Origin of the sequence: Chryseobacterium sp. AG844 (assembly GCF_003182335.1) — a bacterium.
Taxonomy (GTDB): domain Bacteria; phylum Bacteroidota; class Bacteroidia; order Flavobacteriales; family Weeksellaceae; genus Chryseobacterium; species Chryseobacterium cupriresistens.
Window position 1 is genome coordinate 190,291 of sequence record NZ_QGTV01000005.1, and the last position, 24,533, is coordinate 214,823.

Sequence of the window (24,533 nt, forward strand, 5' to 3'; positions counted from 1 at the left end):
TAAAAGAGAAAATAATACTTATTGCATTGATTTTTTTATTAATTTTTTTAATAATAATGAATTATGTTAAATTATCATTAGTGTAATGTTTTTATGTGTATATTTTATATAATAAAAAAAGGAAAAGTATGGTGATTAAATAACTGAACAAAGCTTCAGCAGGAGATATAGGAAGTAAGGCTTTATGGTTACAATAAAAAAGCAGACATATCCATAAACTACAACTTCATTGAACCGTTCAAAATGAATTTTTTATAAATGGTATTATTTGGATATTCTGATATTCAATTTACACACAACCAGAAAAATTATATATCATGAAAAAATTATTAATGGGGTTCTTATCTCTTTTGAGTTACTGTCTCCTGGGTCAGGCAGGGAATGTTGGCATTAATACAATCATACCTGGCAGTACATTGGAAATTAACGGAAGTCTTTCAGCACAGTACCGGTTAATATCAGCAGATTACAATATGAGTATTACAGACTATTATGTAGCTTATAATGGCAGTTCAGTCGGTACCATAACACTGCCGGCAGCTATTGCTGCTTATCCTGCGCCGGGACATATCAAAGGACGTGTATATTATATTAAAAACACAGGAAATTTAATGTTACCATAGCAGCCAATGGAAGTGAGCTGATTGATAATCAGACAGGTCTGCCTGTTTCATCCATTGGTTTAGGGCAAGGATGGTTTGTCATGTTAATATGTAATGGAGCTGCAGGAGGTGTGGTCACCTGGGAAGCAATAGTTATAAATCCGGCTACTTCTATTAATACGATTATCAGTATGTCAACAAACTCTACATATAATTTACCTTCGACCGCTAATTTTAATTCCGGTATTCCGCAAGTTCTGCCTTTTACGGCTGGCGAAATACAGGTTAATCAAGGCTCAACCGCTTCGTGGGATGCTGCAAACAACCGTTTTATCATTAATGAAACAGGTATCTATGAACTGGATGCTTTATCCTATTTCGGAGCCGGAGGAACTACAGGGGCAAGCAATTATATTGGTGTTAATCTGGGTATTACAAAAAATGGAACGGCTGCTGCCAACCTTATTGCCGGTACCCGTTCAAATATAGGGCAGCTTATTGCGGGGTCCGGGAATACACCCATTTCATTCCATTGTCTTGTCAATTTAGTTGCTGGTGATGTTATTTATTTAACGATGTATAGAGGGGCTTTTGACAATGCTACAGGAACAGTGCAGTCACAGGCGCCTGCGGGTGTTTCTGAGGCCCGTCATTTCAGCCTGAAAAAATTATAGGGATAAAGAAAAATATTTTATTGTCAATGAAAAAAACCGCTTCAATAATGAAGCGGTTTCTGTTTTTTATTCATGATGATCGTACATTTTATTATACAAAGCAATAAATTTCTCTTTTACGGCCTTTCTCTTCAGTTTTAATGTTGGAGTGAGTAATCCGCTTTCAATGCTCCATACTTCAGGAGTAAGCTCAATTTTTTTGATTTTCTCCCAGTTTCCAAGGTGTTCATTAATGCCTTCGATTTCCTTTTCAATTCTTTGCTTCAATTCAGGGCTTTTTGCAATTTCTTCAGGTGTTGAGCCTAAATTAAGATTATTTCTCATAGCCCAGTTTTTTGCAAATTCAAAATCAGGCTGTACCAAAGCACATGGCATTTTTTCACCATCACCTACCACCATAATCTGCTCTATAAATTTTGAAGCTTTTGCCAGGTTTTCAATAGTCTGGGGAGCAATATACTTTCCACCGGAAGTTTTGAACATTTCTTTCTTACGGTCTGTGATCTGTAAAAATCCGTCACTATCGATATGTCCGATATCTCCGGTCTTGAAAAAACCATCCTCTGTGAAAGCTTCTTTTGTCATTTCCTCATTCCGGAAATATCCTTTGAATACAGATGGCCCTTTTACCGTAATTTCACCATCTTCCTGAATTTTAACCTTTAAATTATCCAATGGAATTCCTACGGTTCCCACTTTCATCTTATCAAAACTGTTCACAGAGATTACAGGTGATGTTTCTGTCAAGCCATACCCTTCAAGAATTGGAATTCCGGCATTCTGGAACATTAAATTAAGTCTTGTAGATAGTGCAGCAGATCCTGAAACCAAAGTTACGATTTCACCGCCTAAACCTTCTCTCCATTTAGAAAATACAAGCTTGTCTGCGATGATTTCCTGAAGTCCGGATGGCTTTGAAATGGTTTTCTTTTTGGTGATCAGATTCAATGCCCAGAAGAATATTTTGGATTTTAATCCTCCGGCTGAAGATCCTGTATTATAGATTTTGTCATATACCTTTTCTACCAGTCTCGGAACTACGGTCATATAATGAGGCTTCACTTCTTTTACGTTTTCACCCATTTTCTCGATACTTTCAGCAAAATAAAGAGAAAAACCATTGTACTGATAAAGATAGAAAAGCATTCTTTCAAAAATATGGCAGATAGGAAGGAAGCTTAATGCTCTGGCATCTTTGTAATCAAAGCCTCTCTTTTTTGGAATTCTTGGAATGGATCCCAATATGTTTGAAACAATATTATTATGGGTAAGCATTACTCCTTTAGGTCTTCCGGTGGTTCCGGAAGTATAAATGATCGTTGCCAGATCTTCTGTATTGATCGCATTAGAAAGATCATCCACTTCAATTTGTGTAGATTCGTCCTTGCCCAGATCCAGAATTTCTCTCCAGTTGGCAGCCCCGCTGATACTGTCAAAAGTAAAAATTCCCTGCAAACTCGGAATATTATGTTTTACTTTCATTACTTTATTCAACAGCTCTTTATCAGAAACAAAACAATACTGGATTTCAGCATTATTGAAGATGAATTCATAATCTTCAGGAGAAATACTTGGATAAACCGGTACTGAAACAACCCCGATCTGAGAAAGTCCGAAATCCATAATAGCCCATTCTGTGCGGGAATTGGTTGTAATTAAAGCGATTTTATCCCCTGGTTTTATACCAAGCTTCAATAATCCTCTGGATACCTTATTTCCCTCATTAATAAACTCCTGTGTAGAAGTTTTTTTCCACTCACCATGATATTTGGTTACAAACATATCCGTTTTAGGATATTTTTCTAAAGCATAGTGTGGAATATCGAATAATCTCTTGATTGTCATGATTTTTTACGTAATTTATAAAGAAATTTAAATATAAGCATTTTTTTTAATTGAAACCATCCAAAGGTAATAATTAGAAATTAGTTAAATGCTTACCATAATAGTTTGAATCAAAAAGGAGACCGGAAGCCCTGAAAAGGGGATTTTATATTTTCAATTAATCTTTTATAAAGGTTTATTTTTCTCAATACATTTTATATTGTCTTCCTAATGCATATCCCGTTTCCCGAAACACGTATCCATCATCATTAAATCTCCCCAAACCTGCCTTTTTCCCGCTTTTAATTTATTTTTTCAGATTTGCTTAAAAAGTGTAAATTTACGGCTATCTAATTATTTTTTTTATGGACTTTAATTTATCGGAAGAACAGCTGATGATTCAGCAGGCAGCAAGAGATTTTGCACAGAACGAACTTTTACCTGGAGTGATTGAAAGAGACCGTGACCAGAAATTCCCTGCTGAACAGGTGAAGAAAATGGGAGAAATGGGACTTTTAGGAATGATGGTAGATCCAAAATACGGCGGTGCGGGTATGGACAGCGTTTCTTACGTGCTTGCTATGGAAGAAATTGCAAAAGTAGATGCTTCTGCAGCTGTTGTAATGTCTGTAAACAACTCATTGGTTTGTGCCGGTCTTGAAAAATTTGCTTCTGAAGAGCAAAAAGTAAAATATCTTACTCCACTGGCCAGCGGGCAGGTAATCGGAGCATTTGCATTATCTGAGCCGGAAGCTGGTTCTGATGCTACTTCTCAGAAAACTACAGCTGAAGACAAAGGAGATTACTATCTTTTAAATGGTATCAAAAACTGGATCACGAACGGTGGAACAGCTACTTATTATATCGTAATTGCACAGACAGATCCTGAGAAAAAACACAAAGGAATCAATGCTTTTATCGTTGAAAGAGGATGGGAAGGATTTGAAATCGGACCAAAAGAAGACAAATTAGGAATCAGAGGAAGTGATACTCACTCTTTGATCTTTAATAACGTAAAAGTTCCAAAAGAAAACAGAATCGGTGAAGACGGGTTCGGATTCAACTTTGCTATGGCAGTGTTGAATGGAGGAAGAATCGGTATTGCTTCTCAGGCCCTGGGTATTGCTTCAGGTGCTTACGAACTGGCGTTGAAATATGCTAAAACAAGAAAAGCTTTCAAAACTGAAATCATCAACCACCAGGCGATTGCATTCAAATTGGCTGATATGGCAACTCAGATCACTGCTGCTAGAATGCTGTGTTTCAAAGCTGCGTGTGAAAAAGATGCAGGAAAAGACATCTCTGAAAGCGGAGCTATGGCAAAATTATACTCTTCTCAGGTGGCAATGGATACTACTATTGAAGCAGTACAGATCCACGGAGGATATGGATACGTGAAAGAATACCACGTAGAAAGATTAATGAGAGATGCGAAAATCACTCAGATCTATGAAGGAACTTCTGAAATTCAGAAAATCGTGATTTCAAGAAGCATCGCAAAATAACATTTATAAAACACACGACCTATGAAAAAATCTTTGTGGATCACCCTCGGTGTCGTACTGCTGTTACTGGGCGTATTTGTCTGGTATAAGTACTATTTCGTTTTCGGAGAAGGTGTAAAATCCGGATACCTGAATTATGCTATGAAAAAAGGTTATGTCTTCAAAACTTATGAAGGCAAGCTGATTCAGGAAGGCTTTGGAAGAGGAAAAACAGGAACTATTACAAGCTATGAGTTTGAATTTTCCGTAGATGATCCCGAAGTTTTCAAACAACTGGAAACCAACAGCGGTAAAACTTTTGATCTGCATTACAAAGAGTACAACGGGGCTCTTCCGTGGAGAGGAAACACAAAATTTATCGTAGATAAGGTAGTGAATATGAAATAAAACAAATAAGGCTCTCAATATGAGGGCCTTATTTTACACCAAATCACAAAATATTAATATATGAAATAAAATTTCCAAATTTATTTGAACCTCGTCTGATCGGAGATTCATTGCATTTTGCTTATACTTAAAGTTAAGAGTTATTTTTCTAATAAACAACACTTCTGTTGAATATTTGGTAAAATTAAACATAAGAATCGAACACCAATTCCAAACCTCATTAAAAAAAAATTAAAAATCTAATGAGAATCACGATCAGCGGTGTTCCCATTCTTCTTTTTATAGAAATAATATCCAATGCCGGCAATAAGAAATAAAGGCCACAGCGGCAGGATAAACAGGAATATAGAAGTAATAACATTCCAGCCGGATTCAATGGCTGCCAGAGATTTTCCACTGAAGGTTTCAGGCTCTGTTTCTGTTTTAGCTTTCTCACTGATATTTACATTGATCGTACAGATTGCATTGTCCGTATAGTTTCGCCCTGAAACCTGAATATCTTTTGTATCAATATCTCCAATATTGCTATTTATGGCATCCATTAGCGCATCAAAATGCTGCATAGGAACTTTGATATCCAGACTGTATACTTTTTGATTTTCCCCATGAAGATAAGCGGATTCCACATAAGACAGATTTTCACTTTTGATATAGCCGTTATTTCTGCTGATTTCTTCTCTGATGATTTCCTTTACTGTCTCCACATTCTCTGCGGTTATAGAAAGATATCCTGATTTTACCATTTTATCTTGTGGCATATTCAGTTCGTAACTGTCGTTCTTAGGCTTTTCTTTATAGATGATTTTGGTTTCTTTAATAACCTTGGGAGCCGGAACTTTTGCTGCAATCTTTTCAGTCTTCTTTTCTACCGAATCCTTTTTCTCTATGTTGGACTCCAGTTTTGTATTCGCAATTTTATCCGATAAAGAATCTACCATCTTGGAAGTGTTTTCTATCTTTTCACGGATGTCGTTTTTCGAATTTTCAAAATCTTTTATTTTAATACTGGCCGAGTCCAGAACTTTATCAGCCGTTTTACTGACATGATCTATGGTTTCTGTAGCAACAGTGGCAGCACTGTCCGCTGAATGGATTACTTCATTGATTCTATCCTGGGTAGCTTCTGCCTTTTTACACATAATGAAAGTGCCTGCTACAGCAGCGAGTAATATGAACTTTTTCATAAGATTAATTTTTTTGATGAAGTAAAATTAGAAGGGAAGTTCTTGTAAAGATTGTAAATGAAATGTATTATACTGGTAAAATGCTAACTCATATATTATCAAGGTTTTATATTTGTTTTACAAAAGATTTACAAAGCGTTTTTCTGTGTTTTGATGGAATAAGGATAGTATTTATACTTCGCAAAGGAGTATTTAATAACAGTATTTTATTACTTGTGGATTTGGATTTCTACAGAATGACAAACAGAGTACTCAGTTATTCATACACTTTGTCGTTTTACCAAATATGAGTTGGGAAATCTAAAAATTCCCGTCCTCCGGAGGGGTGGCAAAAATTCGAAGAATTTTTGCCGGGGTGGTTTCATATGATATATTATAAAAAAATCCGCAGAAATTTTCTGCGGATCTATATTGTAAACAATTTCGGTTTACCTGATTGCTTCTTAGTTTTCTCTGAATTCACTGATAAAATGCAGTTTCACATTCGGGAATTTCTCCTGCGTCATATGAATGGTGAATGAAGAATCCGCCAGGAATACCAATTGATTGTACTTATCTCTCGCCAGGAATCTCTGCTTTAATCTTGCAAATTCTTTGAATTCTTCTGATTTCTCATCAGCTTCTATCCAACATGCTTTGTGCATAGATAACGGTTCATAAGTACATTTTGCACCATATTCATGTTCCAAACGGTATTGGATAACTTCGTACTGAAGGGCTCCAACCGTTCCAATGATCTTTCTTCCGTTCATTTCAAGGGTAAACAGCTGTGCAACTCCTTCATCCATCAGCTGGTCAATACCTTTCGCTAATTGCTTGGCTTTTAACGGATCGTTGTTATTGATATAACGGAAATGTTCAGGAGAGAAGCTCGGAATTCCTTTGAAGCTTAATTTCTCTCCACCTGTTAATGTATCTCCGATTCTGAAACTTCCCGTATCATGTAGACCAACGATGTCACCAGGGAAACTTTCTTCCACCACTTCTTTTTTATCGGCAAAGAATGCGTTAGGAGAGGAGAATTTCATTTTTTTACCTTCTCTTACCAGTAAATAGTTTTCGTTTCTCCTGAATGTTCCTGAAACAATCTTCACGAATGCAAGTCGGTCTCTGTGCTTAGGATCCATATTCGCATGGATTTTGAAAACAAATCCTGTGAAAGTGCTTTCCTCAGGTTTTACCAGACGCGTATCACTTTCTTTGGGCTGCGGCATAGGAGCAATATCAATGAAAGCATCCAATAGTTCACGTACTCCAAAATTATTTAAAGCAGAACCGAAAAATACCGGCTGAAGATCACCTTTCATATAATCTTCACGATTAAATTCAGGATAAACAGACTGGATCAGATCAAGCTCTTCTCTTAAATTTTTGGCAGCTTTTTCACCAATAACATCATCAATTGAAGTATCATTGATATCATCAAACTTAATAGAATCCCCAACTTTCTGCTTTTTCTCTTCCAGGAATAACTGAATATTGTTTTCCCAGATGTTATAAATTCCCTGGAAGTCACTTCCCATACCAATCGGTAAAGAAAGCGGACAAACGGTTAATCCAAGTTTTTGTTCTACTTCATCCAGCAGATCGAAAGCATCCTTACCTTCACGGTCCAGTTTATTAATGAAGACCAGCATTGGAATGTTTCTCATTCTACACACCTGAACCAGTTTTTCCGTCTGTTCCTCAACCCCTTTTGCAACGTCGATGACAACGATTACAGAGTCTACGGCTGTTAATGTTCTGTAGGTGTCCTCAGCAAAGTCTTTGTGACCCGGAGTATCCAGAATGTTGATTTTATGATCTCTATATTCAAATGCCAATACGGAAGTCGCTACAGAGATTCCTCTCTGTCTTTCAATTTCCATAAAGTCGGAGGTAGCTCCTTTTTTTATTTTGTTGGATTTTACCGCACCCGCTTCCTGAATTGCTCCCCCGAAAAGAAGTAGCTTTTCTGTAAGAGTTGTTTTTCCGGCATCCGGGTGGGAAATGATCCCGAAGGTCTTTCTTTTTTGTATTTCTTTGATTAAGTCTGACATATCGTATTTTGAAGTTGCAAAAATCGTGATTTTTTATGAGGTTTTCAAATTTAAATGAAGAACAATGTTCATTACGCAGAAGAATAGAAGGATAACCGCATTTGAGAATGAGAGATATGGCTATAAACTCATCAGTAATTGGCTTTGCGTTAACATTACTTATCAGACAAACATTTTTATCAGCAATATAAAGACATAAACCAATCCGGCAGCAATCAGTATAAAAACTGCAGACATGATATATTCAAATATTCCAAATTTAGTTTTTTGCGGTTCTGAGCTAAGGTTGTACTGATCAATAGCCTGTTGACTTATTTTCAGATCCGGACGAAAGTGTTGAATGCCTTTAAGAAAATGACGGTATAGCTGATATTGGTTGCGTAGAATTACTAAGTTAAAATTAAAGTCTACCGTTGAAGGCATAATTTCCCCAGCTTTATTTTTCAGGTAAACCTGCAATGTCGTTTTGCCGTATTTTACGGTCTGGGTGTTGAAAACATGTACATCGGTGGATGAGTGCTGAGCTGGCTGAAGTTCATGATATAATATGGTTTCAATAATTGCATTACGGTGGTTGTAGAATGTTACTCCTTTTTCATCTACAATGGCTTTTCGGATCTTTTGTTTTTTTCTGTAAGTTAAAGCCACGATCAAAGCGATACAGCAGAACATAAGAAGAAGCAGGGCAATAAGAATCGTGAAAAAGATTCCAAGGTCATTTTCTGTATATTGTCTGAAATTATTGTAGATAAAATTAAAAACAACCCCGATTACCACCATAATCAGAATAACAGCGATCCACAGAATTCCCATGAGAAAGTAAGTAATGGGTATATTGATTTTGGATTCTATGGTCTGGAATTTTTCAATCATATTAATTCTTAGCTTAAGTTAACAAAAATACAAGCCCGCATATAAATGCCGTAATTATGAGTGCTGCCAGTATGACAAGCCAGCCTCCCGGAGAAATCCCTTTGCGGTTCACTTTCCAGGTTTCTGTATCAATAGAATAGCTTCGGAAAACGAGAGGATCTACCTTCAAATCACGGCGAAAAGTGACGATGCCGTGTAGGAAATGGGCATACAAAATAGATTTGTTTTTTACCACTCTCAAAGGGAGATTCATATCAATACGTCTTAGAGCTTCTTCTTTTTTCTTTGATAAGATTGTTACTTCCAGTAAAGGAGCGATTCCTGATCCTACCGGATTTACCATGTAAATATCAAAATTCTGTGTTGAAGGCCGGAGATCTGTGTAGAGGATCTGATCCACAATTTCATTTCCTGAATTATAAAATAAAAGTCCGGTTTCATCAACCACAATTGTATGGGCCAGTTTTTTCCTTTTAATGATATAATAACGGATTGCAGGAATCAAAATCAACAATGAAAGTCCCCAGCCGATCAGGGCAGGGTACAGCATGGCTTCAAATCCTCTTTTGTAAATTCCGTAAGCAGGGCCTAAAACGAAAATCAAAGCGAAAGAAATAAAGATCACAAAGAAAAGAGCATTCAGGACAATGGTCATCCATCTGTTGGTGGTAGACTCAATTTTTTGGAATGGAAATTCTGTATGCATTTTGTAATGTTCATGGATAAATGAACGAAAATAAGAAAATCCTTTTTTAGTTGCCTGTAGCAGGCAAAAAAATTATCTTTGTTTTTCATAAACTTTTTACAGAGAAAGGATGGAAAATAGCAAATATCCGAAGTTTACGTTTACATGGTTGGGCGGTGTAGTCTTGGTGGTTGGATTATTCGTGGGAACAATGGCCGTTTCTTTATTCAGTACTTTCTGGAAAGTGGTTTTCAGGGAAAATATTGAATTGAAAGACTGGTTTCTGATGGTAGCGAATTCTGTAGGATTCCTTACTGCTATTGCCTTTTTTGACTTTTTTATCGTAAGGCGTACCACGCAAAAAAAGCTTAATTTCAACATGTCATCAGTTAATTTTTCAACCTATCTCCTCATCTTTCCAATGATGGCGGGAATGATGTTTATTTCTGAATTTGTAGCCGCTCAGATCCCAACTACAGGTCCTTTTTTTGGAGATTTTTATGAATATTTTACAAGGCTGATGAGCCAATTGACAGACAATCCGGTGATAATGATTATCATGACGGTTATTATGGCTCCCGTTTTTGAGGAAATTATTTTCAGAGGAATTATCCAGAAAGGATTGATTAATAAAGGAGTAGAACCCTGGAAAGCAATTTTGTATGCTTCCATTATTTTTGGAATAGTTCACGGAAATCCATGGCAGTTTATCAGTGCAGTGATGCTGGGCTGTGTGCTTGGATTGGTTTATTATAAAACAAAATCTTTACTGATGCCGATATTACTGCATGCGTTTAATAATTTAACACTGTCATTGTTGGTTCTTTATGGTAAAGATGAGAGTTTTGCAAAAGTTCTTCATATTTCAGAATGGCTTGTATTAGCTGCAGGAATTGTACTTTTCTCCTTATTCTATTATCTGTTTATGAAAAAGTATAAAGTGCATTATGCTGAAATGTAAGTAACCCGATTTAAAAAGTAAAATTGAAAATGAATATAGAAATGGAATTATTAGTAGCTACACACAACGAACATAAAAAAGAAGAAATCCAACAGATCCTGGGAAGTGACTGCGTGGTAAAAAGTCTTACCGATTATAATATTCACGAAGAAATTGTAGAAGACGGAGATTCATTTCATGCCAATGCCCTGATCAAGGCTAAATATTGCTTTGAAAAAACAGGGGTTCCAAGTTTGGGAGATGACAGTGGTTTGGTCGTAGAATCTTTGGATGGAAGACCCGGGATTTTCTCAGCCCGCTATGCCGGAGACCATGATTTTGCAAAAAATATCGAAAAGGTATTAGAAGAAATGCAGGGAATTGAAAACAGAAAGGCTTATTTTGTAACGGTTCTTTGCTATTATGATGAAAACGGGGCGCAATATTTTGAAGGCAGGGTTCATGGAAATTTACTGACAGAAAATAAAGGTTTCAAAGGCTTCGGGTATGATCCTATTTTTGTTCCTGAAGGATATGAAAGAACCTTTGCAGAAATGGATCCTGAAGACAAAAATAAAATCAGCCACCGCAAACAGGCATTAGACCTGTTTATGGATTTTTTAAAAGTAACTGATTAAGTTTACATATCAGGACAAAATCCCCATTTAGTTTTTCTGTTGTACATTTGTTATCATAAATTATTGATTTGAGTACTTATTTAACAATATTAGGTTTTAACTCTGCGATTCCGACCATCAACACGTCACCCACAGCACAGCTGCTGGAAATGGAAGAAAGACTCTTCCTGATCGATTGTGGAGAAGGTACACAGGTTCAGCTGAGAAAAGCAAAAGCAAGATTTTCAAAAATCAATCATATTTTTATCTCTCATCTTCATGGAGATCATTGTTTTGGGCTGCCGGGGCTTATAGCTTCTTTCCGTCTCTTAGGAAGAGATATGCCTTTGCATGTTTACGGTCCTAAAGGTATTAAGAAGATGCTGGAAACTATTTTTCAGATCACAGAAACCCACCGTGGTTTTGAAGTGATTTATCATGAACTGGATAAAGATTATTCTGAAAAAATATATGAGGACAACAGGGTAGAAGTATATACTATTCCGCTGGATCACAGAATCTACTGTAACGGTTATCTTTTTAAAGAAAAGCCGAAAGACAGACATCTTAATATGAAGGAGATTGCGAAATACAGCGAAATTGAAACCTGCGATTATCACAATATCAAAGCAGGGAAGGACTTTGTACTGAGTGATGGCTATGTTCTTAAAAATGAAATTCTGACTGTTGATCCTGCTCCGTCGGTATCCTATGCATTTTGCAGTGATACCCGCTATCTTGAAAGTGTCATCCCGATTATTAAAAATGTGACGGTTCTGTACCATGAATCCACATTCTTACATGATCTTAAGGAAATGGCAGATTATACAGGTCATACCACAGCTTTGGAAGCTGCTACGATAGCTCAGAAAGCTCAGGTCGGAAAGTTGATTTTAGGCCACTTTTCCAACAGATATGGAGATCTGACCGTATTTACTGATGAGGCGAGAGAAATATTTCCCAATACATTTCTGCCAAAAGCATTGGAGAGTGTAAAGATTTAAAATAATATGCTGAAATTTGAAGAACTCAGAGATTTTCTCAACGAAAAAGCAGATCAGTATAATGCTCCTGATTTTATTGAAAATGATCCGATACAGATTCCGCATCGTTTTTCTTTAAAACAGGACATTGAAATTGCAGGATTTCTGGCAGCTACGATTTCCTGGGGAAACAGAAAGTCAATCATTAATTCTGCGGATAAAATGCTTGATATTATGGGAAATTCTCCCTATGATTTTGTAATGAATTATTCTGAAAAAGATCTGGAAAGGATTCAGGATAAAAGTATTCACAGAACTTTTAACGGACAGGATTTCTCTTATTTTATCAAACAGTTCAACAGAATTTATAATGAAAATGAAAGCCTGGAAAGTTTATTTAAAGTAAAAAAAACAGAAAATAACTTTCTGCATGCCATAGAAAGATTCAGAAGTGGTTTCCTGGAAACAGAAAAGCACAGAAGCCATAAACACATCAGTTCACCTTATAAGAATTCCTCTGCCAAAAGGATTATTATGTTTTTAAGATGGATGGTGCGTAAAGATAAAAGAGGAGTAGACTTTGGAATCTGGGAGAATATAGATCAGAAAAATCTTTCCATTCCTCTGGATGTACATACCGGGAACATTTCCAGAAAACTGGGATTGGTTTCGAGGACACAAAATGATTGGAAAACAGTGGAGGAACTGGATATTGCCATCAGAAAATTTGATGAAAAAGACCCTGCAAAATATGATTTTGCATTGTTTGGATTAGGAGTAACAAAAGAACTATTGTAAAAATAGAAAGGATGAAAAAATATAACGAAAAAACAGAAGTTCTTGAGAAAATTGCAGACAGCATTACCTCATGGATCGGATCTATTCAGTCCCTGATTGTTCATACTCTGCTGTTCCTTACCTCGTTTTTACTTCCGATGCTGAATATCGTTGATTTTGATAAAATGCTTCTGATTCTTACGACCGTACTTTCCCTGGAAGCTATTTATCTGGCAATCTTCATTCAGATGTCTGTGAATAAAAGCCATGAGAAAATTGAAGATATCCAGGAGGACATTGAGGAGATCAGCGAAGATATCGAAGACATTCAGGAAGATCTTGAAGAAATCAGCGAAGATATTGAAGAGATCAATGAGGATATAGAAGATATTCAGGAAGACATTGAGGAAATCAGTGAGGATATTGAAGAGATCAACGAAGAAGAGGATGAGGAAGACCACAATGAAAGAGCGAAAAATGTAATGCTCAAGAGCAATGTAAGCTCCAACAAAAATGAAATTAAAGCTTTAAAGGATATTATCTCGCAGTTACAAAATGAAATAGATCAGCTGAAAAAAGATGATAAACAGCCGGAATAAGTTTATTAAAAATGGAAACAGACTAAGCCTCTTAGTCTGTTTTTTTATGTCTGAATTGTTGGGTTTAATGATTTATGGAAAATGTAACGATAAGAAAAATTTATTGTGAATGTATATGATGAATTATAAAATAGTAGTGGTTAAGGGGGGATTAGTATAATTATTTTTGCTACATTTGAACAAATGAAAACAAAATGTTAATTTATAGACTAAAAAACTATTTTTTCCTTTTTTCTTTTTTATTGATTTCTGCTTCTGCATTTTCTCAAACGAGACCTGTCAGGAAGTCCGAAAAAATAAAACCTTCTGCGGCCAGTCTTAGAGCTGGAGCATTCATTGATGTGAATGTACCTCCATATACGCCTTCAAATTATACACCGGAGCAGTTGGTAAAGAATATTCTGATCAATGGCGGTACCAACTGTACAACAGCCAATGTAACCAACGTTACCGTATCTCCGAATCATGATGTGACCAACAGCAACAGATTCTGGGGATATTTTCATAAAGGAACTACCAGTTTTCCTTTTACCGATGGTATTGTCCTTACTACAGGATACGCTTCAGAAGCCGGTAATAGCTATGTATCAGCTGTAGGACAATCAGTAGGAACAGGAAGTGATGCAGATCTTGTAGCCGCTACCGGAGCTACCGTTAGCTTAACGGATGCCGTGGCTCTTGAATTTGATTTCGTTCCGAATTCCAATCAGGTGAAATTTAATTATATCTTCGTTTCAGATGAATATACTTCCAACTATCCTTGTGACGGGTATTCCGATGCCTTTGCCCTTTTGCTGAAAAAAGCGGGAGATCCTACTTATACCAATCTGGCTGTACTGCCGGGAGGTGCGGGACCTGTAAGCGCAACCAACATCGTTCCTGCAGGAAACGGATTCAGCTGTGGGCCTATCAATGCTAATTATTTCGGGGCTTTGGCCAATCCGCATCTGGTCATTAATTACTATGGAAGAACAACACCTCTGACAGCTGTTGCAGATGTAATTCCAGGGCAGACCTATCATTTCAAAATGGTATTGGCTGATGCAAAAGATCCTTCGCATGACTCTGCAGTTTTCTTAGAGGGTGGATCTTTTGACGTGGGAATTAAAATTGTAGATGAAGCAGGAGTAGTGCTGCCGGGCAGTATCAACATGTGTGATAATACTCCAAAACAATTGAAAGCACAGGTGGCAGCAATTCCGGGCATGACTTATCAATGGTACAAAGACGGAGTAGCAATTCCGGGGGCAACCAGTGCTGTGTACGTAGCTACCCAGGCGGGAGTTTATACGGTAAAAGTAATGGTCCCGGGAAATCAGTGTCCTGGCGAAGCTACTATTACCATTATTGGAGGAACAAGCCCTACTGTACAAAATGCTGAACTTAAGCTCTGTACCACACCAGCTATTACCAGTTTTAATCTGGAAACAGCAAAACCTCTGATCAGTACAACGCAGGGAGCGGTATTCCGTTTTTATGCGAATCAGGCTGATGCGCAGGCTCAAAATAACAGTTATATCACCAATCTTACCAATTATACAGGAACAGATGGACAGATTTTGTATGTTCTGGTTTCCAATGGCGCTTTCTGTAGTAAAATTGCAACCTTAACGTTAAGAAAAGAAGAAACACCAACAGCATTGGTTACAGCACCGAGATTGAAAATCTGTGCCGGAGAATCCGTATTGTTAACAGCTACCGGCGGTGTAACCTATGAATGGAGCGATTCTGCAGCTGCTACCGGAGGAATCAGAACGGTAAGTCCAACTCAGACGACTACATATACGGTATATGCTATCGGAGCACAGGGATGTAAATCTCTTCAGCCGGCACGTATTACCATTGAAGTAGTACCGGCTATCGTTTCAAATTTAAAAGGCGGCCATATCTGCCAGGGAGATAAAATTATTCTGGATGCGGGTTCAGGACCAGGATATACCTATCAGTGGAGTACTGGTGAAACGAGTCAGAGCATTACAGTAGGTACTCCTGGGGAGTATTCAGTAGTAATCAGTAACGGGGTTTGTTCAAAAGAGTTCGAAACTGAGGTGATTAAAGCTGTAATTCCGGAAGTGATCAAAGTGGATTATAATGAGAGTGGAACCATGATCGTTACAGCAAGTAATCCAAGTAACGGTATCCTGGAATATTCAGTAGATAACGGAGTTACATGGCAGTCTTCCAATGTATTTAATAATGTACCTAAAAATAAAATCATTTCGATCAGGGTAAGAGTTAAATTTACAAGCTGCGTAGGTTTCCTTGAATTCTTTACATTCGTCATGAAAAATGTAATTACTCCAAACGGGGATAATATTAATGATACGATTGATTTCAGCGGGGTAGTTAATTACAAAGATTTCAGCGGTCAGGTTTTCGACCGATATGGAAGAGAAGTCTTCAAAGCAGCGAAGACCAGACCGTATTGGGACGGATATTTCCAGGGTAAAAAGCTTCCTACTTCAACATATTGGTATCAGGTAACCTTCGAAGATCCTGCGAGCAAGGAACTTACTGTGAAAACAGGCTGGATATTGCTTAAAAATATAGAATAATTTGAACTATAACTGAAAGACTGACTATTTTGTCAGTCTTTTTTTATTATTTTAAAATAAACAGAGTTGATATTCTAACATAAATAAATTTGCGTTAGTAATAATGTAAATTGTGTTAACTTGAATTTCAATTAAAAAAAATAGTATTTTTGTTTAAAATAATATAAAATGTTAAATAGGAGGATAGGAAATTTATTTTTAGCGTTATTTTTAGCTTTCATGGGAAACTTTATTTTGGCTCAAAATAAAGGAAGGGTAGAAATAGCATCAAAACCTACTGCTGCTTCTTTAAGAGCAGGTGCCTTTATAGATGTGAATGCACCCAGTTACCCGGAATCCGGCTATCCTATTACCCAGCTGATCAATGATGTTCTTATATCCGGAGGTTCCACCTGTACCAGCTCAAGTGTAAGCAATGTAACCGTCTCCCCCAACCTGGCCGCTACCAACCAGAACCGAAGCTGGGGATATTTTAATAAATCAAATACCAATTTTCCTTTCAGCAAAGGGATTATCCTTTCTACCGGATATGCCAATAAAGCAGGGAACACTCTTCAGGGAACTTTAAGTGATGATCTTGGAACCGGAGGTGATATAGATCTTGCGAATGCGTTGGGAATCGGTAATAATAACCTCACGAATGCCACCTCTATAGAATTTGACTTTGTGGCTGCCTCTACTGAAATTTCATTCCGATATTTATTTGCTTCTAAAGAATACCAGCAAAACTTTCCATGTACAATCACAGACGGTTTTGCTCTGCTGTTAAAAAAATCAACTGATCCTACTTATACCAATCTTGCAGTGCTTCCGGGAGGAGCAGGACCTGTAAGTGTAACGAATATACACCCGCAATATCAAAACTGCGGGCCTAAGAATGAAGCCTATTACGGAGGAACCAATACCGCTCAGATTGAAACCAATTTCAACGGACGTACCATTCCTCTTACTGCCAAAGCAACTGTAATCCCCGGGCAAACCTACCATTTTAAAATTGTGCTTGCGGATTATCAGGATCCCAACTTTGATTCAGCAGTATTTCTTGAAGCAGGGTCATTTGATATCGGGGTGAAAATACTGGATCCGGCTGGCGTGCAGCTTCCTGATTCTGTTAATATGTGTGATAATACTCCACAGACTTTTACAGCCTCTGTGCAGGGACCTAATATAACGTATCAGTGGTATCAGGGTACTACTCCGATTGCAGGAGCTACCAATGCAAGTTACACGGCAACAGCACCAGGGGTATACACCGTTAAGGTTTTCATCCAGGGGAATACCTGTCCGGGGGAAGCTACTATTACAGTAGTTGGCGGAACATCTCCTACAGTACAGAATGCTACATTAACAGCCTGTTATGCTGCCGGAAATGCAACTTTTAATTTAACATCAGCACAAGCTTCTATAAGTACTACTCCGGGAGCTGTGTTTACCTACTATACCACATTGGCGGATGCTAATGCAGGAAATGCCAATACAATGCCTAATCCAACAGCTCATCAGAGTGCGGGTGGAACAGTGTATGTAAGAGTAGCCAACGGTTTCTGTGCAAAAGTAGCACAACTCCAACTGGTAAAAGCTCCACAGATGATACCTACCATTGCCCCTCCGGCAGTGCTTACCTGTAACAATTCTCAGACCACGCTGGATGCATCAGCTTCCGTTTATCCGGCAGGAGCTACTTTCAACTGGACGACTACGGGAGGGAATATTGTTTCAGGAGCAACGACTTTAAATCCTGTGATTAATGCTGCAGGAACTTATACTTTAACCATCACAAAAGTGTATCAGCCAGGAAATATCAGCTGTACAGCGGTAGGAACTGTAACCGTGACAGGAAACAGTGCTCCGCCGGTTACCGGGCTTACAGCAAGCAAAATAAAAATCTGTAAAGGAGATTCTGTAACACTTACCGCTTCAGGTGGAGCTACCTATAACTGGGGTAATGGCCTTACAGGAAACGGAAGTACACAGGTTGTTTCACCTACTGCCACCACCACTTATACCGTAACAGCAGTAGGAGCGAATGGCTGTGTTTCTCAAAACCCTGCAACGATAACGATAGAAGTTTCAGAACCTTTCACAGCGCAAAATGCAACACTTCATAAATGTTATCAGCCGGGATTAACTTATAATCTTACGGAAGCCCAGCCCCAGATCACCACAACTGCAGGAGTTACTTTTACTTACTACGTCAGTCAGGCTGATGCCAATGCTGCTAACGGAAACTTTATTGCAGCACCTACAACATATACGCCGCCGGGAGGAAGCCAGACTATTTATGTACTGGTAAGTAATGGAGGCTGCAGCTATGTAGTATCTCTGCAGTTATTAAGCACGGCTCAAACTACGCTTACCATTGCTGCACCACAAACAATTACCTGTACAACACCACAGGTTACCATCAATGCATCAGCATCTGTTGTACCGGTAGGATCTACCATTGCATGGACAACCACCGGAGGTACTATTGTCTCAGGAGCTAATACACTTACCCCTGTGGTAAGCGCCGGCGGAACCTATACTTTAACAGTGACGAATGTTTCACAGCCAGGAAATCTGAGCTGTACATTTACTTCCACGGTAAACGTTCAGGAAGATAAAGTACAGCCTGTTGCTGCATTAGTTTCATCACAACCCCGTATTTGTGTAGGAGAATCCGTAACATTAACGGCTTCCGGAGGGGTAACCTATAACTGGGGGAATGGCCTTACAGGAAATGGAAACACCCAGGTTGTTTCGCCTACCACAACTACTGTATATACGGTATTTGCCGTTGGAGCTAACGGATGTATTTCTGCTACACCAGCGTCAGTTACTGTTCAGGTAGGTCCGCCAATAGCAGGCCTTACAGCCTCTAAATTGAAAATCTGTGAAGGTGAATCTGTAACATTGACTGCCACAGGAGGAATTACATATAACTGGATTGGCCTCACAGGAAACGGAAATACTCAGGTAGTTACTCCAACAGCAACAACAGAATATTCAGTATATGCATTGGGAGGAAACGGATGCAGCTCTGTGAATCCTGCCAAAGTTAAGATTGAAGTCGTTCCTGCAATCGTTTCTACATTAAAAGATGTATTTGTCTGTGCCGGAGATAAAGGAACACTGGATGCCGGTTCAGGACCAAACTATACTTATGTATGGAGCACGGGAGCCACTACTCAAACCATAACAACTAATATTCCCGGAACATATTCTGTGACAATCAGTAATGGGGTTTGTTCCAAAACTTTTTCGGCACAGCTTATTAATCCTGATCTGCCGCAGTTTACCAATATTGTGTATGATAATCATATTCTTACGCTTACGGCAAGTAACCCTACAGGCGGAGTTTTAGAATATTCCATCGATGGAGGATTGACATGGCACGAATCGAATGTGTTTACAGGTATTTTGAACAATACCATGTATACTGTAATGGTAAGAGTGAAAGGTGCTAAATGCGGTACTTCGCTGGATTATTTTACATTCATTATCAGCAACGCTATTACCCCTAATATGGATGGTATCAATGATACTATTGATTTCACCGGAATAAGCGGATACAAAGACTTCGCAGCTTCTATTTTCGACAGGTACGGTGCTGAAGTATTCAAAGCAAGTAAAGGAAATGTTATCTGGACAGGATCTTTAAAGGGAATTAATCTTCCTACTGCTACTTATTGGTACAGGGTACAATGGGAAAATCCAGCCAGTAAGAAAATGGAACAGCGTTCAGGATGGATTCTCCTGAAGAACAGAAACTAGATTTTATAAAAATAAAAATCAAAATAAAAATCTTTCAGTAATGAAAGATTTTTTTTGGTTTTGATGAATAAATATTATCGTGTTTTGTGAATTATGTAAAATAAGTGGAAAATATGTTAAAATGATTTGTAATACGATGCTGGCACAAGAAGTATGATTTGTCCGGATAGGGATTGATTAATGAAAATTTACTGTAAATGCTTTTTGTTTTGTTTTTTTATAGTAAAAAATATAAATATGTATGCGAGATATTTAAAAAAAAATTAAATTTGTTGAAACAAAAATATTATGAGAAGATATCTACCGCTTTGTTTATTTTTTTTAGTCATCTCGACTTTTTTATTTTCACAAGATCTGCCACCACGAAAACACGTCAAAGAAAGACCCTCAAATATGTCGGCAAGAGCTGGTGCTTTTATTGATGTGAATGCTCCGCAGTATCCTGAAACCGCTTATACTATTGAAAAAATGGTTAAAGATGTATTGATCTCTTCCGGGACCAATACCTGCCTTACTCCCAATGTAACCAATGTGAAGATTACTCCTAACCATGCGGCAAGTGAGGCAAACAGAGCATGGGGGTATTTTCATAAAGCTGCAACCAATTTCCCTTTTAAAGACGGGCTTATTCTTTCCACAGGGTATGCAAGAAGAGCTGGTAATACTTTTGAAGGCGGTTTGAGTGATGTTAACGGTGGAGGATCAGATGCTGATCTTGCACAGGTGATCGGGGTTGTGGAAAGCAGACTGAATGATGCCGTTCTTTTGGAGTTTGACTTCGTTCCAACAACTTCTCAGATCAAATTTAATTACCTTATTGCATCAGAAGAATATACTGGATCTTTCCCTTGTACCTTTGCAGATGCATTTGCCATCTTGTTGAGACCTACTTCAGGTGGACCTTATGTGAATATGGCTGTACTTCCGGGAGGTGCAGGTCCGGTAAGTATTACCAATATCCACCCTGCAATCGGAACCAGTTGTGGTGCGGTAAACGAGCAGTATTTTGCCGGTTACAACACAGGTAACGTTGAAACCAACTTTAACGGAAGAACAATCCCATTGACTGCCACAGCAACCGTAGTAGCAGGACAGCAATACCACTTCAAAATGGTAATTGCCGATTACAGTGACCATAGTTATGACTCTGCTGTATTCCTTGAAGGAGGATCTTTCAATATCGGGGTAGATCTTTTAGATCCTGCAGGAACAAAACTGCCTTCAGATATTAATGTATGTGATAATGTACCTCAGGTCATTACAGCTTCTGTAAATGATCCTAACCTTGTTTACCAGTGGTTCTTTAATGGAGCACCAATCCCGAATGCTACAACCAATACCATTACTGCAATACAGCCTGGTACTTATACAATCGAAGTAAGTGTTCCTGGTAATCCATGTCCGGGTAAAGCTTCAATCCAGATTCACGGAGGAACAACACCTCAGGCTCAGGATGCTACATTACTGCTTTGTACCACACCGGATATTACTACTTTCGATTTAAGTACAATTATGCCTACCATCAGCCCAACGCCTGGAGCAATCTTTAAATTTTATGAAAATCAGGCGGATGCTGTTGCACAGAATAACAACTATATCCAGACACCTTTAAATTATAATGGTAACGATGGCCAGATTCTGTATGTTCTTGTTTCCAATGGAGGATTCTGTAGCAAAATTGTAGAATTGACATTGCAGAAAGAAGCAACACCAACCGCTAAAGTGAAATCTTCGAGAATAAAAATCTGTCCGGGAGAATCTGTAACCCTTACGGCTGAAGGAGGAGATACGTATCTTTGGAGCAATTTCATGGGAACAGGGAATATGCAGACGGTTACTCTATATCAGACTACAACATTTACAGTATATGCAATTGGAGCAAAAGGATGTAAATCTCTTAATCCGGCAACGATCAGAATTGAAGTGACACCGGAAATTACCTCTACATTAAAAGACGTTGAAATGTGTGTCGGTGATGTTGTCACTCTGGATGCAGGAGCCGGTGATGGTTATAAATATCTTTGGAGTACAGGTGCTACAACACGGAAAATTGATGTAGACCAATGGGGAATCTACTCAGTAGAAATTGATAATGGTATCTGTAAGAAAGTTTTTGAAGCCAAAGTAATGGGGGCAGCAACTCCTTTTGTTACTGCATTAAATTATGAAAGCATCAAAAAAACAGTAACAATTACAGCTGAAAACCCGCCAATGAACAATACACCAAGCACTTTGGAATATTCTCTTGATGGTGGTATCACATGGCAGGATTCAAATGTATTTACGAATCTTTTAGACAATACAAACTATACTGTTTTGGTAAGAAGAGTAGGTACGCATTGTGTGGGATCTCTTGAATTCTTTACATTGCAGATCAACAATATCATTACGCCAAACGAAGATGGAATTAACGATGTATTGGATCTTAAGGCTCTTGGAGACTTTAAAAACTTTACGGGTTCTATCTATGACAGATATGGAGTGGAAATGTTCAGGTTCTCAAAAGAAAATCCAGTCTGGGACGGAACGGTAAGTGGTAAGAGACTTCCTACAGCAACATACTGGTATAAGTTCAATTTTGAATATCCGAAATCAAAAGCTCAGATGAACTGGTCAGGATGGATCATGCTGAAAAACAGAAACTAAAATTGATAATGTAATATAAAAGAAAGCCTTTCGGATTTATTTGAAAGGCTTTCTGCTTTTAACGGACAGTGTATTGTAATGTATTCAGCAAAAAAGCTCCCGGTAAGGAAGCTTTATAATGATTGTTTTATTGATTTTCTTTCCACAGATTTGCAAAGTGTATAAAATCTGCTACACTCAGTTCTTCTGCTCTCTTATCTAAAAATTCGTGCCCTTTCAAGGCTTCAGGAATATTGAGTGTTTTTAAAGCATTGGAAAGCTTTTTTCTTCTTTGGTTGAAACCTGTTTTCACGATCTGTTTAAACAGTACTTCATTGCCCGCAAGCCCTTCTTTAGGGTTTCTTGTAAGCCTGATGACTCCCGATTTTACTTTTGGAGGAGGATTGAAGACATTTTCATGTACCGTAAACATATAAGATACATCATAATAAGCCTGTATCAGAACAGAAAGAATACCATAATCTTTAGTTCTCGGAACAGCCGCCGTTCTTTCCGCTACCTCTTTCTGGAACATTCCTACCATTTCCGGGATCAGCTGGTAATGGTCTACAATCTGAAACAGAATCTGTGACGAAATGTTATAAGGGAAATTACCAATGATCGCAATCTGATCATCCTTGATAAAACTGAAATCCTGCTTCAGAAAATCACCTACAAAAGTTTCTTCAGTTACTTTTGCATAGTTGTTTTTCAGATATTCTATAGATTCCGTGTCTATTTCTGCAAGGTAAATGTTCTGATCCTTTTCAAGAAGATATTTGGTAAGAACGCCCATTCCGGGACCTACTTCCATAATGTTGTTATAGCTCTCAAAACTAAGACCTTCTACGATTTTTCTTGCGATATTTTCATCTGTCAGGAAGTGCTGTCCAAGATGTTTTTTTGCTTTTACACTCAAAGTTTTTTATGATTTTATTAACAGTGATTTTCTTTATTTCGTCCCAAATTTCGGAAGATTTTTTCTATTTTAGCCAAAAATTTTAATATTAATGGCTAAATCTGTAGATGAATTTAATAAGAAAAGGCTTCGGTCCAGCAATATTACAGTAGTGATAAGTATTGCCTTAGTGTTATTTTTGTTAGGATTAATGGGGCTTATTCTGATTAATGCCCAGAAGTATTCTGACTATATCAAAGAACAGTTGGTAGTGAATGCCTACTTTGATGAAAACTATGACGCTAAAGATTCTGTAAAAATTGCAAAACTTGAGGAAGAAACTTTTAAAAAGGTACAGTTATTAGCTCCTGTAAAAAAAGCGACTTATATTTCAAGAGAAATGGCGGCAAAAGAAGCCAAGAAAAGTATGGGAATCGACAGTGATGCATTGTTTGAGGAAAATATTTTCCCTTCTTCTATTGAAGTGGCTTTAAAGCCGGAGTTCGTAGATCCAGCAAAAATTGATGAAGCTATTAAAGAAATCAAATCCGTTCCCGGAATTATTGATGTTAAAAATGACAGTACTCTGATGGTAGATGTCTACAATAACCTGAGCAGAATCCTGAAATGGATCTTAGGATTTTCAGTCCTGTTCCTGATATTGGCAGTTGTATTGATCAACAACTCTATCCGTCTGAAAATATTCTCAAAGAGATTTATTATTAAAACAATGCAGCTGGTAGGAGCGAAAAGAAGATTTATCCTTAAACCTTTCATTGTGGAAGCTATTATTTTAGGAGCTATCGGTTCTGTAATAGGTCTTCTCGCTTTGGGCGGAGTCTGGTATTATTTCACCAGTCAGATTGGTTCTGCTTTCGTACAGGACAACAACCAGTACTTCTGGTTAGTAATCCTGGTACTGGGTGTTGGAATTTTTATTTCTGTCTTAAGTACCATTTTCGCTACATGGAGGTTCTTGAAATCAAACGTTGACGATTTATATTACTCTTAAT

General features: G+C 37.9%; 19 protein-coding genes. 13 read left to right on the top strand and 6 right to left on the bottom strand.

Annotation, left to right across the window (positions count from 1 at the left end):
• The first annotated feature begins 317 nt into the window (after positions 1 to 317).
• Positions 318 to 623 (top strand): hypothetical protein, encoded by a 306-nt coding sequence (locus tag DEU40_RS07690; protein ID WP_110009292.1) that lies wholly within the window; start codon positions 318 to 320, stop codon positions 621 to 623.
• Between the two features lie 80 nt (positions 624 to 703).
• The gene (locus tag DEU40_RS07695; RefSeq protein ID WP_110009293.1) at positions 704 to 1,276 is read left to right on the top strand and encodes a hypothetical protein; all 573 of its coding nucleotides are present in this window, start codon (positions 704 to 706) and stop codon (positions 1,274 to 1,276) included.
• Positions 1,277 to 1,342: 66 nt separating this feature from the next.
• On the opposite strand, the gene DEU40_RS07700 is transcribed toward DEU40_RS07695, so the two are convergent.
• Entirely contained in the window at positions 1,343 to 3,121 is a 1,779-nt protein-coding gene (locus DEU40_RS07700; protein ID WP_110009294.1) for an AMP-dependent synthetase/ligase, read from the bottom strand.
• Positions 3,122 to 3,465: 344 nt separating this feature from the next.
• On the opposite strand from DEU40_RS07700, the gene DEU40_RS07705 reads away from it, so the two are divergent.
• Both DEU40_RS07705 and DEU40_RS07710 read left to right on the top strand, forming a co-directional pair.
• Positions 3,466 to 4,605 carry an acyl-CoA dehydrogenase gene (locus DEU40_RS07705; protein WP_110009295.1) on the top strand — a complete coding sequence of 380 codons (1,140 nt, stop codon included), beginning with the start codon at positions 3,466 to 3,468 and terminating at the stop codon, positions 4,603 to 4,605.
• A 21-nt stretch (positions 4,606 to 4,626) separates the two neighbouring features.
• Positions 4,627 to 4,992 carry a hypothetical protein gene (locus tag DEU40_RS07710; RefSeq protein ID WP_034695305.1) on the top strand — a complete coding sequence of 122 codons (366 nt, stop codon included), beginning with the start codon at positions 4,627 to 4,629 and terminating at the stop codon, positions 4,990 to 4,992.
• Positions 4,993 to 5,231: 239 nt separating this feature from the next.
• Here DEU40_RS07710 and DEU40_RS07715 read toward each other — a convergent pair whose 3' ends face one another.
• The 4 genes from DEU40_RS07715 to DEU40_RS07730 form a co-directional block, all read right to left on the bottom strand.
• Positions 5,232 to 6,176 (bottom strand): DUF4349 domain-containing protein, encoded by a 945-nt coding sequence (locus DEU40_RS07715; RefSeq protein ID WP_110009296.1) that lies wholly within the window; start codon positions 6,174 to 6,176, stop codon positions 5,232 to 5,234.
• A gap of 443 nt (positions 6,177 to 6,619) precedes the next feature.
• On the bottom strand, positions 6,620 to 8,215 hold the full coding sequence (locus DEU40_RS07720) for a peptide chain release factor 3 (RefSeq protein WP_110009297.1): 1,596 nt from the start codon (positions 8,213 to 8,215) through the stop codon (positions 6,620 to 6,622).
• Between the two features lie 162 nt (positions 8,216 to 8,377).
• A complete protein-coding gene (locus DEU40_RS07725; protein WP_110009298.1) occupies positions 8,378 to 9,088 on the bottom strand; it encodes a hypothetical protein in 711 nt (236 codons plus the stop codon).
• Between the two features lie 13 nt (positions 9,089 to 9,101).
• A complete protein-coding gene (locus DEU40_RS07730; RefSeq protein WP_110009299.1) occupies positions 9,102 to 9,794 on the bottom strand; it encodes a hypothetical protein in 693 nt (230 codons plus the stop codon).
• A 109-nt stretch (positions 9,795 to 9,903) separates the two neighbouring features.
• Between DEU40_RS07730 and DEU40_RS07735 the strand changes: the two genes are divergently transcribed.
• The 8 genes from DEU40_RS07735 (at position 9,904) to DEU40_RS07770 (ending at position 22,643) form a co-directional block, all read left to right on the top strand.
• On the top strand, positions 9,904 to 10,734 hold the full coding sequence (locus DEU40_RS07735) for a CPBP family intramembrane glutamic endopeptidase (RefSeq protein WP_110009300.1): 831 nt from the start codon (positions 9,904 to 9,906) through the stop codon (positions 10,732 to 10,734).
• 41 nt (positions 10,735 to 10,775) lie between these two features.
• Positions 10,776 to 11,351, top strand: a complete 576-nt coding sequence (gene rdgB / locus DEU40_RS07740) for an RdgB/HAM1 family non-canonical purine NTP pyrophosphatase (protein WP_262916991.1) — start codon at positions 10,776 to 10,778, stop codon at positions 11,349 to 11,351.
• 68 nt (positions 11,352 to 11,419) lie between these two features.
• Entirely contained in the window at positions 11,420 to 12,334 is a 915-nt protein-coding gene (locus DEU40_RS07745; RefSeq protein ID WP_110009301.1) for a ribonuclease Z, read from the top strand.
• Between the two features lie 6 nt (positions 12,335 to 12,340).
• Positions 12,341 to 13,111 (top strand): TIGR02757 family protein, encoded by a 771-nt coding sequence (locus tag DEU40_RS07750; RefSeq protein ID WP_410493750.1) that lies wholly within the window; start codon positions 12,341 to 12,343, stop codon positions 13,109 to 13,111.
• A gap of 11 nt (positions 13,112 to 13,122) precedes the next feature.
• Complete coding sequence (locus tag DEU40_RS07755; RefSeq protein ID WP_110009302.1) at positions 13,123 to 13,689, top strand: DUF1003 domain-containing protein; 567 nt, start codon at positions 13,123 to 13,125, stop codon at positions 13,687 to 13,689.
• Between the two features lie 194 nt (positions 13,690 to 13,883).
• Entirely contained in the window at positions 13,884 to 16,244 is a 2,361-nt protein-coding gene (locus DEU40_RS07760; RefSeq protein ID WP_110009303.1) for a choice-of-anchor L domain-containing protein, read from the top strand.
• Between the two features lie 219 nt (positions 16,245 to 16,463).
• On the top strand, positions 16,464 to 19,997 hold the full coding sequence (locus DEU40_RS07765; RefSeq protein WP_228406464.1) for a choice-of-anchor L domain-containing protein: 3,534 nt from the start codon (positions 16,464 to 16,466) through the stop codon (positions 19,995 to 19,997).
• Between the two features lie 393 nt (positions 19,998 to 20,390).
• On the top strand, positions 20,391 to 22,643 hold the full coding sequence (locus DEU40_RS07770) for a choice-of-anchor L domain-containing protein (protein WP_228406465.1): 2,253 nt from the start codon (positions 20,391 to 20,393) through the stop codon (positions 22,641 to 22,643).
• Between the two features lie 127 nt (positions 22,644 to 22,770).
• On the opposite strand, the gene rsmA is transcribed toward DEU40_RS07770, so the two are convergent.
• Positions 22,771 to 23,541 (bottom strand): 16S rRNA (adenine(1518)-N(6)/adenine(1519)-N(6))-dimethyltransferase RsmA, encoded by a 771-nt coding sequence (rsmA, locus tag DEU40_RS07775; protein ID WP_110009306.1) that lies wholly within the window; start codon positions 23,539 to 23,541, stop codon positions 22,771 to 22,773.
• Positions 23,542 to 23,632: 91 nt separating this feature from the next.
• On the opposite strand from rsmA, the gene DEU40_RS07780 reads away from it, so the two are divergent.
• Positions 23,633 to 24,532, top strand: a complete 900-nt coding sequence (locus DEU40_RS07780) for a cell division protein FtsX (protein ID WP_110009307.1) — start codon at positions 23,633 to 23,635, stop codon at positions 24,530 to 24,532.
• The last annotated feature ends 1 nt before the right edge of the window (position 24,533 follow it).